Below are 14,927 nucleotides of genomic sequence, written 5' to 3' on the forward strand. Positions count from 1 at the left end.
TTACTTTCGCAAGAGGTCTATTGCTCTCTCCATCTTTTCCCTGATTTCTTCATCGAAACCGTTTTTGACATATTTTGTAGTGAATTACGCAAATCCTATATAAGTTTATTTTTTAAACACTCAGATGTCTTATTTCATACATTAATTTACAGCGATTTCCTGGCGCATAAGGCTCTAATAAAAGTGTTTTTTATTTTTGGCAGTCTTGATACGAGTCTGTTTAATGTTGAACTAGAGAGAGGAAATCCGCATGCGTGCTCTTACCTATCATGGTGCTCGGGATGTACGAGTTGAATCCGTTCCAGATCCAGTGATTCAGGAACCAGATGACGTCATTTTAAGGGTGACAGCGACTGCCATCTGTGGCTCAGATCTGCATCTATACCGAGGTAAAATTCCGGCCACTGAGGATGGCGATATTTTCGGCCATGAATTTATGGGAATTGTAGAAGAAGTCGGCCCTGAAGTTACAGAAGTGAAAAAAGGCGACCGGGTAATTATTCCTTTCGTGATTGCATGTGGTCACTGTTTTTTCTGTGAACATGAGCTGATGGCTGCCTGTGAAAATACCAATACCGGCCGTGGTGCAATTATCAATAAGAAACAGATTCCACCAGGTGCCGCTTTATTTGGTTATAGCCATCTTTATGGTGGTGTACCAGGTGGACAGGCCGAATATGTCCGTGTACCTAAGGGTAATGTGGGCCCATTTAAAGTACCAGGGTCATTACCAGATGAAAAAGTCCTGTTCCTGACCGATATCTTGCCTACTGCATGGCAGGCTGTGACCAATGCTCAGGTGACTCGCGGCTCCAGTGTTGCGATTTATGGTGCTGGTCCGGTTGGTTTACTGTCAGCTGCCTGCGCACGTATGCTGGGTGCCGAACAGATATTTATGGTCGATCACCACCCTTACCGCCTTCGTTTCGCCCATCAAACTTATGGTGCAATTCCAGTGAATTTTGATGAAGTCGATGCAGCTGAATATATTATTCAGAATACTGCCGGTCATCGTGGTGTTGATGCCGTCATTGATGCGATTGGTTTCGAGGCCAAAGGCAGTTTGCTTGAAACTGTGATGACGAATCTAAAAATTGAAGGTTCGAGCGGCTTTGCCCTACGTCAATGTATTGCTGCAGTACGCCGTGGTGGTGTGGTAAGTGTGCCAGGTGTATATGCTGGTCCAATTCATGGCTTCCTGTTTGGTGATGCCTTCGATAAAGGACTGACCTTTAAAATGGGTCAGACCCATGTACATAAATTCCTGCCACAATTACTTGAATATGTAGAAAATGGTCAGCTGTCTCCAGAAGTGATTATCACCCATCGCATGAAACTGGAAGAAGCTGCTGAAGGCTACCGTATTTTTGATAAACGTGAAGAAGACTGCCGCAAGATTATTCTGACCCCATAAATACAATCATTAAAAAATAGAAAGCGCCATTAGGCGCTTTTTTTATTTTTGATCACCATTTTATAAACCATACTTTTTCTATTTTCAGTTTTAAAAGTTCAGATCTATTGCCTGTTTATCAGATGAACTGGCACTAAGTCATGTGATGACCAAACTTAAAAAAGAACTAAGCTATAGAAGTAAAAGTTGGAAAAATCTATAACCATATGATTCATTGATAAAAATGAAATTTCACTTGATTATTAAATTAATTGTGTAGTTTAGCTACAGTGAAGATCTTTAGAATTAAAAACATGTTCCACGCTGATTATTAATTAAATCTACAATATTAATATAAGCTATTAATTTTTAGCTGGTTTATATAATTTTTCCATTAAAAACAGATAAAAATTCACCTGAACTGGTTGCTTTTAAGAGCAGAGAAGTTATGGCTCTAACCAGTCTTTTAAATTCAAAAACCTATTTTAAATTTAAAAACACTTATCCACAAGATATAGAAATTAAATTTGAATTTAAAAAATGAGAGATAAGAAAGGCAATATAACTTGTGGATAAATACTATCTTATTCACATAAAAAATATGGATAACTTTGCAGTTATCCACACGATTGATCAAGTTTTAAGCAAGATTTAAAACAACACTATTCAAATATTTTTAAAAAATTTCGAAGCAACTTAATAAATCATTGAAATTCAGGATTTCAAAAATCTAAGTTCTAGAATTTTCCATTCATCCTCTAGCTTCCAGATCTCCTGAAGACGCTGTTTATTATTTTCCAGTCCAATCAAGATCCGGCATTCGGTCTGATCTTCATTGTACTCGTATTCTTCATATTCTATGTCTGGCTTCAGCGGTTTCCATACGCCATTTTGTACCGCATGAGCAATCCGGTCATAACGCAGATAACTTCCTTCTACACGACCTTCCTGTTCAAAAACCACCTGAAAGTCCTGATGTTCATAGTGGCGCAGCATATCATAGTCGCCACTGTAGAATGCATTGGCCCAGATCTCACGTATTTCTTCAAGCTGGCTATCCATGGATAAACCTCTTTATAAATAAGACTTGATTCTACTGAACCAGGCTTTTTTGAAACCTAATATCAGCGGATCATTGGTCTAAAAACTGCTTAGATTAAAATTATTCTAAACAGTTCATCCGGCATTAATAGAAAATTTACGTAAAAAAAGCGCCTTAAAAGGCGCTTTTTCGTTTCGATTTATTCCAATGGATCAGGTATCAATATCAGCATTCAAGGCATTTTCTTCAATGAAGGCACGACGCGGTTCCACATCATCCCCCATCAAACAAGAGAACATGCGGTCTGCTTCAATTGCATCCTGCACCGTCACTTGTAGCATGTTACGGTTTTCCGGATCCATCGTAGTTTCCCACAGCTGGTCCGCGTTCATCTCACCCAGACCTTTATAACGCTGGATCATCATGCCGCGGCGAGAGTCTTGCAGAATGTGCTGCCAAACCTGATGGAAACTGCTGACCTGAATCTTGCGCTCACCTTTCTGTAAATAAGCACCCTCTTCAAGCAGCGTGAACCAGCTTTTCGAATTTTTCAGTAAACGTGCATATTCACTTGAGCTGAGCAGGCTAGCATCTAGCAGGTAATGATGCGGCAGGTTATGCACATAAATTGTAATCCGTGGTAACCAGCTTTCTACGATCTGGCCATCAACATCTTTTTCAAAACGTTCCAGACTCAATTCAGGACGTAAACTTGGCTGGATTTTTTCAATCGCTGCACGCAGGTCTTCACCCCAGGTTTCCACATAAGCTTTATCTTCCAGCTGATCCAGCTTGAATGCTTCCAGTGAAATCAACGCATCCAGCAAGCTTGCAGGATAACGTACAGTTAAACGTGCCAAACTCTTTTGTGAAGTTTGATAATCAGTAATCACATTGGCCAGAGCTTCCCCACGAATCGCAGGGGCATCAGCACTGATATGCAGTTCCAGCTCATCAATCGCATTCGAAATCAGGTAAGTTTCCAGTGCATCATTGTCCTTGATGTACTGTTCCTGTTTGCCTTTTTTCAGCTTGTACAATGGTGGCTGCGCAATATAGATATGACCACGTTCCACCAGTTCCGGCATTTGACGGAAGAAGAAAGTCAGCAACAACGTACGAATGTGTGAACCATCCACGTCAGCATCGGTCATGATGATGATTTTGTGATAACGCAGCTTGTCCGGGTTATATTCTTCACGACCAATCCCACAGCCGAGTGCCGTAATCAGCGTGCCCACTTCTGCAGAAGAAATCATACGGTCAAAGCGGGCACGTTCCACGTTCAGGATCTTACCTTTTAGCGGCAGAATTGCCTGCATCTTACGGTTACGGCCCTGTTTTGCAGAACCGCCCGCAGAGTCACCTTCGACTAGGTACAGTTCAGATAAAGCTGGATCTTTCTCTTGACAATCCGCCAGTTTACCTGGAAGACCGGCGATATCGAGCGCACTCTTACGACGGGTCATTTCACGTGCTTTACGCGCCGCATCACGGGCACGCGCTGCATCAATGATCTTGCCAGCGATTGATTTAGCCGCCTGTGGATTCTCTAACAGATATTCAGAGAAAGCCTTGTTCATGGCCTGCTCGACAGCAGATTTCACTTCACTCGACACCAGTTTTTCTTTGGTTTGTGAAGAGAATTTCGGATCAGGCACTTTTACTGACACAATCGCAGTCAAACCTTCACGCGCATCATCACCTGAAACCACAACTTTTTCTTTTTTCAGGATATTTTCACTGTCCATGTAGTTATTTAAACCACGGGTCAGTGCTGCACGGAAACCGGCTAAGTGAGTACCACCATCCTTTTGCGGGATGTTGTTGGTAAAGCAGCGTACATTTTCCTGATAAGAATCATTCCATTGCAGTGCAACTTCTACACCAATGCCATTTTCCGCCTGAGTGGTGAAATGGAAAATGTCATTCAGGTGGGTTTTACCTTGGTTAATGTACTTAACAAACTCAGCCAAACCGCCTTCATAGTCAAAAATGTATTCGGCATTAATACGTTCGTCACGTAATACGATTCGTACACCTGCATTTAGGAAGGACAGTTCACGTAAACGACGCGCCAAGATATCGACATTAAAAATGGTCTGACTAAAGGTTTCAGCACTTGGCCAGAAACGCACGCGAGTACCGGTCTTATCGGTCTCACCCACCACTTTTAACGGGAATTGTGGATCACCATGACGGTATTCCTGTTCATGGATTTTACCGGCACGATGAATAGTTAATTCCAGTTTTTCTGACAATGCATTTACTACGGATACACCTACACCGTGCAGACCGCCAGAAACTTTATAGCTGTTATCATCAAACTTACCGCCAGCATGCAGAATGGTTAAAATTACTTCTGCAGCAGACACACCTTCTTCAGGATGAATGTCGGTCGGAATACCACGGCCATTATCTGATACTGAAACTGATTCATCTTCATGAATAGTCACTAAAATTTCATCACAGTGACCTGCCAGCGCCTCATCAATCGAGTTATCTACAACCTCGAAGACCATGTGGTGTAAGCCGGTACCATCGTCTGTATCACCAATGTACATGCCTGGACGCTTACGTACTGCGTCTAAACCACGTAATACCTTGATGCTAGAGGAATCATAAGCTTTTTCAGTGGTTTGTTCTGTTTGAGAAGCAGCTTGATCTTCTGAACTCATGGTTTCTCCCTAGTGAAATATAGGTTTATCCAAAGATAGGTAAAAATTTAAAAACTATTGCACAACAACTTGAACTGTACCGTTTTCAACATTGAATAACTGATATGAGATAGACAGATCATGTAGGTGCTTTTGTACTGATTCATGGTCTAAAGTGGTAATAAAAACTTGACTACCAAGCTGGCTCAATCGCTCAATTAAACGTTGTTGTGCGGTTAAATCTAATTCTGCTGTCACATCATCTAATAATACCACAGTTTCCTTATTACAAGAATGCAGCATTGCGATTTGCGACAGTTTAAGTGCCATCATTAAAAGCTTTTTTTGTCCGCGAGATAAGATCACATCAGCATCCCCCAAAGGGGTCTTGAGACGCAAATCTGCGCGATGTGGACCATATTCGGTATAGCGTCGTTCCACATCTTTATCATGATGATTGGTCAGGTCATTCAGCAGGCCGTTTTCGCTGTGAAAGCCAGGGCTGTATTCCAGAGAAATCTCCAGATCAGGCAGTAGATGCTTGAGATCATCCTCAAAAAATGGCTTCCACTGTTCCACGATGCCGACACGCTGGGAGTGCAAAATCTCGCCATACTCACTCAGCATCTGGTTCCACGGTTCCAGATCAGACAAACTTAGAAAACGTTTGGATTTAAGCAGACTGTTCCGCTGTTTTAAGGCTCGTGAATAATATTGCCAGGCATGATAAAACTCTGGTTCCACGTGGAACATTAACCAGTCCAATAACTGACGACGTGGTTTGGCGCCATGATCGATAATATCGGTACTTTGGGGATCGAGCAGTTGTAAGGGCAACATTTTGGCAAGCTGGCCTTGAGTCGCAATCGCATCGCCATTGACCTTAATCAGCTGTTCCCCGCTGGCCATTTTTTGCATGCCGACTTTTTCAGTTTCCGATTGGGCGAACACAATCGCATCCGAGGCGCCATGCTGAATGTAATTTTTCGGGATATGGGTACGAAAGGAACGTCCTGTGGCCAGTAAATGAATAGCTTCCAGTACTGAAGTCTTGCCTGAACCATTCTGGCCATAAAAAACATTAAACGGTTGCAATCCCTGGAGTGCAACCGTTTTTAAGTTTCGTACACGTTCAATATGAAGACGCGTAATATGCATAGCGTTGGCTTAGCTCAGCTGTCGCTTAGACACGCATTGGCATCACGACATAGGTCTGATCGGTATGAGATGGATCCTGAACCAGTACAGACTGATTCGCTTCAGTCATGGTCATTGATACATCTTCACCGTCCAGTACCCCTAGCACTTCAATCAGGTATTGCGCATTGAATGACATTTCCAGTGGTGCATCTGCATACTGGATGGCCAGATCTTCAATCGCCTCATCCTGTTCCGGGTTATTGGCACGAAGTTGTAATGAACCGGCATTAAAGTTCAGGAATACGCCACGCAGTTTTTCATTACTCAAAATAGCCACGCGTTGTAAAGATTGCTTAAACACGTCATGCGCAATAATCACATTCTTGTCGCCACCACGTGGAATCACACGGCGGTAGTCCGGGAATTTACCGTCAATCAGTTTCGTAGTGAAACGAACTGTGATATCGGTCTGTTCTTTATCACGGCTGGCCATGCGAATGGTCACATTCAATAATTCACGACCAATCAGCAGAGAAAGCTGCTCATCTTCAACGCTTAATAAACGTTGCAATTCAGCGACTGCCTTACGTGGAACAATGGCTTGAATCGGTTGAGTTGCTGTCGATTGTGCTGCTGTTTCACACAGTGCCAAGCGGTGACCATCTGTCGTTACCGCACGAAGCTGATTGGCGTCAATTTCAAGTAAAGTACCGGTCAGGTAGAAACGCACATCCTGCACTGCCATTGCGAAAGCCGTTTTTTCAAACAGACGCTTTAATTCGCGCTGAGTCACAGTCACTTGCGTGCCTTGAGTATTTTCAGTATTCAGTAATGGATAGTCATCCGCAGGCAAAGTACCGAGCACAAAACGACTATTTCCAGATTTCAGGATACAACGCTGGTCATCGGTAATTTGCAGGTCGATCAGGGCTGCTGATGGCAAAGATTTACAGATATCAATCAGCTTACGTGCTGGAACAGTGGTTTCACCGGCTTGCAGGCATGCACCTTCAGCCAACTGTGTGCTGGCAACCAGTTCCACTTCCAGATCCGAACCGGTGACGGTCAAAGCTTCAGCAGTCACCTGGATTTTCAGGTTTGAAAGAATATTTAAGGTATGGCGACGTTCAACCGCTCCTACGACATGTGAGAGAACATTCAGTAAGCTTTCTTTCGCGATTTTTAAACGCACGGTACATTCCTCTAAAGCTGAAGATTAATAAGATAAAAGTTGAATTTTTAGCAGTTAACTATGCGGCAAAACAGGCCGCATAGCAAGAACAGAATTTGAGCGTTTTAGGTCAACTCTGCAACAGGCGTTGCAGGTTTTTATAGTCCTCATTGAAGATCGGATCTTCTTCACGCAAGCTCTGTACTTTTTCGCAGGCATGCATGACTGTACTGTGATCTCTACCACCAAAAGCCATACCAATTTCCGGGAAACTGTCTCCAGTCAGTTCACGTGCCAGACCCATTGCAAGCTGACGTGGACGCGCATAAATACGGGTACGTTTTGGACCTACCAGCTCTTTAAGTGGAATGCGAAAATACTCACTTACTACACGCTGGATATTTTCAGTGCTGATGGTACGGGCACGAATTGCGAGGACATCTTTCAAAGACTCACGTACCACATCCAGATCAATCGGCGTTCCTTTAAAACGCGAGATCGCCACCACTTTATTAAGCGCACCTTCAAGTTCACGGACGTTCGCTACCACTTGTTGGGCGATAAATAGCGCACAGTTACGTGGTAAGTCTACACCAGTGTTTTCAGCTTTTTTCAGCAAGATTTCAATACGAGTTTCAATATCGGGTGGTTCCACACCCACAGAAAGTCCCCAGGAAAAACGTGAAACCAGACGTGGATCCAGTTCTGTCAATTCTTTAGGGTAACGATCCGAGGTTAGGATAATTTGCTTCGATTCATCCAGCAACGCGTTAAAGGTATAGAAAAACTCAACCAGACTGGCTTCTTTACCTGCGAGCAAATGAATATCATCGACTAGCAAAAGATCCAGTGAACGGCAGTTTTTCTTAAACTCTTCAACCTTGCCCTGTTGTAGGGAACTGACAAAATCCTGCACAAAGCTTTCTGCAGTCATATACATCACGCGGGCATTGGGTTTTGCCTGTAATAATGCATTTCCGACGGCCTGCATCAAGTGGGTTTTACCCAGACCAGTCGGACCATATAAAAATAGCGGGTTATGCTGTGAAGCCCCAAGTTGGGTTAACACCTTACGGCAGGTTTCAGCCGCCATCTGGTTAGAACGGCCTTCAACAAATAACGAGAAGGTAAATAAAGGGTTCAGCTGACGTTTACGGCTATTTTTGCCTGAATCTTCTTTTTCTTTCTTAGGACGCGGCGCTGGCGCAACCACAGGCGCAGATTCCAAAGCCGCTGTTGTCGTCGCTGGCTGTTCACTGGCAGATAAAATTGCACCTGGACGTGAATCCACCAGAATTTCAACTTTACGTACGCGACCTTCAGACAGCTGTTCGGCCAAAATCGAAATCAGTTCCAGATGATGCTCTTGAATGTAGCGCGTCCAATACGGATTAGGTGCATAAAGACGCAGGGTATCGTCCAGCTCTTCCGCAACCAATGGGCGAATCCACATTGTAAAGACATTTCCAGAGAGCTCTTGTCGCAAGCGATTTAAGCAGTCTGTCCAAAGCATGTGAATCCCCTATTCATTCCATTGTTAATCAAAAAGGCTGACCGCGACCAAAGCGGGTCGCCATTCTAACCAAGTTATCCACATCTGTCATGGCAATTTCCACAGATTTTGCGCAAAAAGCAGTCATGGTGGATAAATTTAAATTTAAAAAGCTGGTGTGGATAAGTTTATCCGCAAGCTGTGGATAAAATATAGCACAAAGTTATCCACAAAGTATAAAATTAATAAAAACAGTTTTATCCACAAACTAAGTTTTTGTTTATTTAATATAAAATTAGCTTTTCCACAGAAAAAGTCCACCCTAATAGTAATAAATTTAAATTTATAAATTTGAATTTATTTATAAGATTCGGTTCTTTTGTGGATAACTAAGAAAAGTTTAAATTTAAATTCAAAACTCATGAGTTAAATTTAGATTTCACATAAGTTGTGGATAACTATGTTGATATAAGTGTTAATAACTTATATTTAATTTTAAAACAAATAGTTATATTGTGGTTAACTTATATATAGGTATTTGAATACAATTTTTTTAATCCCTATTTACAATTTTGATTTCAGTCTTATTTGAAAAGAAAGTGGCTTTTGCATTGACAGCTCAAGCAATGAGCACTAAAATCGCGGACCTTTATAGAAAGATCATTTTTGGAGTTTCAATATGAAACGTACATTCCAACCATCTGAATTAAAGCGTAAACGCGTTCATGGTTTCCGTGCTCGTATGGCTACTAAAGCTGGTCGTCAAGTTCTAGCTCGCCGTCGTGCAAAAGGTCGTCACAGCTTAACTGTTTAATCAGTTAGGCTTTGCCGATTTTGGGTGTTATGACTACACTTTATAGTTTTGGTACAGAGCTTCGTTTACGCTGTGCTGCAGATTATAAAGGAGTCTTTGATGGTGCGCTTTTTAAAGTGCATCAACCCCATTTCCTTTTTCTTGCAAAACATTCCGAACTGCCAAACAGCCGTTTGGGTTTAGTTGTTGCCAAGAAAAAAGTGCGCCGTGCGCACGAACGAAATCGAGTAAAACGACTTGCTCGCGAAAGTTTTCGCCTGCATCAACAGCAACTAGATGATTTGGATATTGTGGTTATGCCTAAAGTAGGTATAGAAGCGGTACCGAACGCAGAGTTGCATCAGCAATTACAATTTGCCTGGCAGAAACTCAACCGTCTTGCCAAAAAGCATTCCAAAATAGCATCATCCTCCCCACAAAAGTAGAGATGGCCAATGGTACGTTTACTGCATTGGTTAATACGTTTCTATCAGATTGCGATTAGTCCTTTATTGGGACCACGCTGTCGTTATATTCCAACATGTTCTCAATATTCCTTGGAAGCAGTCCATACACATGGAGCTGTACGTGGTGTGTGGCTGGCTACTAAGCGTATTTGCCGTTGTCATCCGTGGGGTGGCTCTGGATATGATCCGGTTCCCCCGAAAGCGATTCGTTTTATTTCATTTCAGCAAATAGATTCTCAAACGCTTCACGTTGCTGTACCCTTTCGTGATCGTTTATTGAACCAAAATCACTCTAACCACTTGGGGTAATACATATGCAACAATGGGCCAGGATTGCAATTCTCGGAGCCATGTTTGTTGTCGCATATTTGCTCATTTTGGCGTGGCAAAAAGATTATGGCAATGCTGAAACCAAACCACAGCAAGAAGCTGCGGTTGTTTCACATGAAGTATCTGCAGATTTGCCAAATGCTCAGACGGCGACGACCGCCTCTGATCTGCCACAAGCAAATATGCCAGCGCAGCAAGCAACGGATGCCACCGCACCTGTAAGTCAGCAGCTTATTTCAGTACAAACTGACCTTTATCATCTTTGGATCAATCCTAAAGGTGGTGATATTGTTCGTGTTGAATTACTCAATCATGACAAGAATAAAGACAGCGATGAACCGTTCGTTATGCTGGAAAGCGATGCGAAACGGACTTATGTCGCTCAGTCGGGCCTGATCGGTCTGAATGGACCGGACAGCAGCCGTAATGGCCGTCCAACCTATGAGTTGGAAAAAACGGCTTATACACTGGCAGATGCCAAAGCCGCTAAAAATAAAGATGGCGAAACTGTCAAAGTACTTTCTGTACCTATGGTCTTTAAAACGGCTGATGGTGTAGAAGTCATTAAAACCTTCAACTTTACTGAAGGTGAATATCCGGTAGTTGTGAATCATAAAGTGGTCAACCGTAGCGGCCAGACCTGGCAAGGTCAGATGTTCGGTCAGATCAAACGTGACAATTCCGAAGATCCTGGTAAATCTGATCAGGGTATCTTCACACTGGGAACGTTCCTGGGCGGCGCTTGGGGTACACCGGATGAAAACTACAACAAGTTAAAATTTGACAACTTTGTTGAAGAAAAACTGAATACCGAAGCCAAAGGTGGCTGGGTTGCAATGGTTCAGCACTACTTCGTGAGTGCCTGGGTGCCAGGTAACCTGAAATTGACTCAAGCCAATGGTGAAGCCTACAGTGCGAAGCTGGAATCACGTAAATCAACTGATAACATGAATATCATTGGTTTTACTTCTCCAACTTTCAATGTGCCTGCAGGCACCGTAGCTGAAATCGATGCGACCTTCTACTCTGGTCCAAAAGTTCAATCGGAGCTGAAAGACCTAGCGACTGGTCTGAACCAGACTGTAGATTATGGCTGGTTATGGCCAATTGCCAAACTGCTGTTTGTTGGTCTTGAGTTCTTCCATGGTCTAGTGGGTAACTGGGGTTGGGCAATCATCCTGTTAACCGTACTGGTGAAACTGATCCTGTGGCCATTGTCGTCGAAGAGCTACCGCTCTATGGCGAAAATGCGTGTGATTGCACCTGAAATGCAACGCATGAAAGAAGAGTTCGGTGAAGACCGTATGCGCTTCTCTCAGGAAATGATGGCACTGTACAAACGTGAGCAGGTGAATCCACTTGCTGGCTGTTTACCATTGTTACTGCAAATGCCAATTTTCCTGGCACTGTACTGGGTACTGATGGAATCTGTAGAACTGCGCCATGCACCATGGATGTTCTGGATCCAAGATTTATCTTCAATGGATCCTTGGTTCATCCTGCCATTGATCATGGGTGCGACCATGTATATTCAGCAGATGCTGAATCCGCAGCCAACTGATCCAATGCAGGCGAAAGTGTTCAAGATTATGCCAGTGATCTTTACAGTATTCTTGCTGTTCTTCCCGGCAGGTCTGGTGTTGTACTGGATTGTGAACAACTTGATCACGATCTTGCAGCAAACACTGATCAACAAGTCTGTTGCCAAAGACCGTGCTAAACGCGATGAGGCAACACCAGTCAACTAAGTTGTACTGATGGGCTGAATAAATCCGCTTAAGATGGTAATCTTGAGCGGATTTTTTTTGCTGTACTTTTAAGTTTTTCTAGGTGAATGTTATGCTCGACCGAACTACGATTGCTGCGATTGCAACTCCCCCAGGACGTGGCGGTGTAGGTGTCATTCGCCTGTCAGGTCCCAAGTCTTATGAAATTGCCCAGGCCTTGAGCCAAAAAGATTTGCCTAAAGCCCGTTTTGCCGGTTTTCGCCAGTTCTATGATGCAGCTGGTGAAGTGATGGACGAAGGTCTGGTGATCTGCTTCCCGAATCCGAATTCCTTTACTGGTGAAGATGTAGTAGAACTGCAAGGTCATGGTGGCCCGGTGATTCAGAATGCCCTGTTGGGCCGTTTGCTGGAACTGGGTGCCACTGCAGCCAAAGCCGGTGAATTCTCGATGCGTGCCTTTGAGAATGGCAAGCTGGATCTGGTACAGGCTGAAGCCATTGCCGATCTGATTGATGCGACCTCCCAAGCGGCTGCCCGGTCTGCAGTCCGTTCTCTACAAGGGGCATTCTCGACTAAGGTCAATACGGTATTAGAACAGCTGATTCATTTGCGTTTGCATGTCGAAGCGGCGATTGATTTTCCTGAAGAAGAAATCGACTTCCTGGCGGATGGCAAGATTTTAAATCTGCTGGATGGCGTGGCGAATGCCGTCACTCAGGTTCAGCAATCTGCACGTCAGGGTCAGTTGCTGCGTGAAGGCTTACAGGTGGTGATTGCCGGTAAACCGAATGCAGGTAAATCTTCCCTGCTCAATGCCCTAGCAGGTAATGAACGTGCGATTGTGACCGATATTGCCGGGACAACCCGTGATGTATTGCATGAAAAGATCACATTGAATGGCCTGCCGATTACCCTGACCGATACTGCTGGTCTGCGGGAAACCGGCGATATCGTGGAAAAAGAAGGTATTCGCCGCGCAATTAAAGAAATTGAACAGGCCGATCTGCTGTTGCTGGTTTATGACCTGAGCCAAGGTGATGATCCATTACAACTCGCTCAAGAATATTTTGCCGAGCATCTCGAGCCGAAACGCCTGATCCTGATCGGGAATAAAGCCGATTTGACCGGTGCCGATGCTGTCATGGGAGATTTTAAAGGCTTCCGTCATATTACTGTCTCAGCTAAGCAGGAAACCGGTGTCCAATCGCTCATAGATGCGATTACAGCGCATGCAGGCTTCCAGCCTGAAGAAGATACCTTCATTGCCCGTACCCGTCATTTAGACGCAATGAAGCGCACTCAGATGTACCTAGCTGAAGCCCGTGAGCAACTTGTAGTGTATAACGCAGGTGAACTGGTCGCAGAGTCTTTACGTTTGGCACAGAACGCACTGGGCGAGATTACCGGTGACTTTAGTGCGGATGATTTGCTGGGTAAGATCTTTGGATCATTCTGTATTGGTAAATAATATTTAAAAAATAAAAAAGCCCTCAAATGGGGGCTTTTTTATTAGGCTTTTATCTGCAGTTTTTGATGCCATAACCACAAGATTAGACAGAGTGCACTGATCGCCACACAGAAACTGATCACGGCAAATCCTAAGCCGAAGTGATCAGCCAGATATCCCACCGCGATAATCGGCACAATTGTGCCCAAATAGCCAATAAACAGGTAAGTCGACATCACGGCTGCACGGTTTTGCAAGGTTGTAATCGCATGAATTACACCGAATGCGCCCATCAGGGCAAAACCATGTCCAATCCCGAATAGAATATCACTGGCAAAGAACAAGATACTTGCTTTAAGGATCATGCAGAGAGCAAGGCTAACCAAGCTCACCAGCATAATCATCAAGCCAATATTCAGACATTTCTTTGCAGGAACAGCTTTAGCAAAGAACTGCACCACAGCAGAAATCAGCAAAATACAGGTAATGGCGGTACCACTGACCAAAGGACCATGCCAAGGTAAGATATCCTGCACAAAAGACGGTGACAGTGAAGCAAATAAACTGAAAGCAGCAAAGGCATTAAATGCAGTCAATCCCACAATCATGAATACAGCATGATACTGAGGTTCAGGACGCAGTAATTTCGGTGCAATACTAAAAGGCTGGCGTTCAAAAGCAGGTGTTTTTAGCCAGAATAATCCGACAAAACACAGCACTGCCCCAAGAATAATTGGGAGGTATGGAGTAATTAATGGGGTTTGAGAGAACTGCGCAATCACTCCACCCACAAACGGCCCCAAACCAAAGCCTATGGCCGTCAGAATCGACACCAGTTGTGGTGCAAGCTGCTTGTAAGACTCTGGAATGGTTTGCATCATGCCCAGCATTGCTGAAGTGGTCATCAGGCCTGAAGCAATGCCAATAATAAAACGACCCACCGACAAAATCAGCGCATTCTCGGCAAAGACTGAAATGACCAAGCCAATGCTAATAAATACCAGGCCAATTTGCAGGGTTCTTAAGAAACCAATCGTGTTGCTGGTACGTCCCAGGAATAACAAGGTACCCAGACAGCCAAACATATAGGCGACAAAAATATAGGTAATCTGGCTTGGGGATAAATGCCAGATCTGTTGATAAATGGGATAAAGCGGACTTGCCAGTGCTGTACCGATGGTACCCATAATCAATGCAAGACTGACCATGGCGAAAGGTCGCCATGAGATATTTTCTGTCATGTAGCTGCCGTAAAAGTTTCACCACAC

The 14,927-nt window shown here is 43.8% G+C and carries 12 protein-coding genes; 6 read left to right on the forward strand and 6 right to left on the reverse strand.

Annotated features, from left to right (window positions below; genetic code table 11):
* Positions 1 to 250 precede the first annotated feature (250 nt).
* The gene (locus G5T77_RS09655; protein WP_159124281.1) at positions 251 to 1,414 is read left to right on the forward strand and encodes a zinc-dependent alcohol dehydrogenase; all 1,164 of its coding nucleotides are present in this window, start codon (positions 251 to 253) and stop codon (positions 1,412 to 1,414) included.
* Positions 1,415 to 2,107: 693 nt separating this feature from the next.
* On the opposite strand, the gene G5T77_RS09660 is transcribed toward G5T77_RS09655, so the two are convergent.
* From G5T77_RS09660 to dnaA, 5 genes are all read right to left on the reverse strand, one after another.
* A complete protein-coding gene (locus tag G5T77_RS09660) occupies positions 2,108 to 2,455 on the reverse strand; it encodes a hypothetical protein (RefSeq protein ID WP_166139280.1) in 348 nt (115 codons plus the stop codon).
* Between the two features lie 192 nt (positions 2,456 to 2,647).
* Positions 2,648 to 5,113, reverse strand: a complete 2,466-nt coding sequence (gyrB, locus tag G5T77_RS09665) for a DNA topoisomerase (ATP-hydrolyzing) subunit B (RefSeq protein WP_166139278.1) — start codon at positions 5,111 to 5,113, stop codon at positions 2,648 to 2,650.
* A 54-nt stretch (positions 5,114 to 5,167) separates the two neighbouring features.
* Entirely contained in the window at positions 5,168 to 6,250 is a 1,083-nt protein-coding gene (gene recF / locus G5T77_RS09670; protein WP_166139276.1) for a DNA replication/repair protein RecF, read from the reverse strand.
* 25 nt (positions 6,251 to 6,275) lie between these two features.
* Positions 6,276 to 7,424: a DNA polymerase III subunit beta gene (gene dnaN / locus G5T77_RS09675; RefSeq protein ID WP_159124285.1), complete on the reverse strand. Its 1,149-nt coding sequence runs from the start codon at positions 7,422 to 7,424 to the stop codon at positions 6,276 to 6,278.
* 109 nt (positions 7,425 to 7,533) lie between these two features.
* Positions 7,534 to 8,916, reverse strand: a complete 1,383-nt coding sequence (dnaA, locus tag G5T77_RS09680) for a chromosomal replication initiator protein DnaA (protein WP_004780349.1) — start codon at positions 8,914 to 8,916, stop codon at positions 7,534 to 7,536.
* A gap of 658 nt (positions 8,917 to 9,574) precedes the next feature.
* Between dnaA and rpmH the strand changes: the two genes are divergently transcribed.
* The 5 genes from rpmH (at position 9,575) to mnmE (ending at position 13,680) form a co-directional block, all read left to right on the forward strand.
* Positions 9,575 to 9,709: a 50S ribosomal protein L34 gene (rpmH, locus tag G5T77_RS09685; protein ID WP_000831329.1), complete on the forward strand. Its 135-nt coding sequence runs from the start codon at positions 9,575 to 9,577 to the stop codon at positions 9,707 to 9,709.
* 29 nt (positions 9,710 to 9,738) lie between these two features.
* Positions 9,739 to 10,134: a ribonuclease P protein component gene (gene rnpA / locus G5T77_RS09690; RefSeq protein ID WP_034706193.1), complete on the forward strand. Its 396-nt coding sequence runs from the start codon at positions 9,739 to 9,741 to the stop codon at positions 10,132 to 10,134.
* A 9-nt stretch (positions 10,135 to 10,143) separates the two neighbouring features.
* Positions 10,144 to 10,464, forward strand: a complete 321-nt coding sequence (gene yidD / locus G5T77_RS09695; RefSeq protein WP_005233127.1) for a membrane protein insertion efficiency factor YidD — start codon at positions 10,144 to 10,146, stop codon at positions 10,462 to 10,464.
* A gap of 5 nt (positions 10,465 to 10,469) precedes the next feature.
* The gene (yidC, locus tag G5T77_RS09700; protein WP_005233126.1) at positions 10,470 to 12,233 is read left to right on the forward strand and encodes a membrane protein insertase YidC; all 1,764 of its coding nucleotides are present in this window, start codon (positions 10,470 to 10,472) and stop codon (positions 12,231 to 12,233) included.
* A 91-nt stretch (positions 12,234 to 12,324) separates the two neighbouring features.
* Positions 12,325 to 13,680 (forward strand): tRNA uridine-5-carboxymethylaminomethyl(34) synthesis GTPase MnmE, encoded by a 1,356-nt coding sequence (mnmE, locus tag G5T77_RS09705; RefSeq protein ID WP_125279429.1) that lies wholly within the window; start codon positions 12,325 to 12,327, stop codon positions 13,678 to 13,680.
* 41 nt (positions 13,681 to 13,721) lie between these two features.
* On the opposite strand, the gene G5T77_RS09710 is transcribed toward mnmE, so the two are convergent.
* Positions 13,722 to 14,867 carry an MFS transporter gene (locus G5T77_RS09710; protein WP_166139284.1) on the reverse strand — a complete coding sequence of 382 codons (1,146 nt, stop codon included), beginning with the start codon at positions 14,865 to 14,867 and terminating at the stop codon, positions 13,722 to 13,724.
* Between the last annotated feature and the right edge of the window lie 60 nt (positions 14,868 to 14,927).

This window comes from Acinetobacter sp. GFQ9D191M, from assembly GCF_011174875.1.
GTDB lineage: Bacteria > Pseudomonadota > Gammaproteobacteria > Pseudomonadales > Moraxellaceae > Acinetobacter.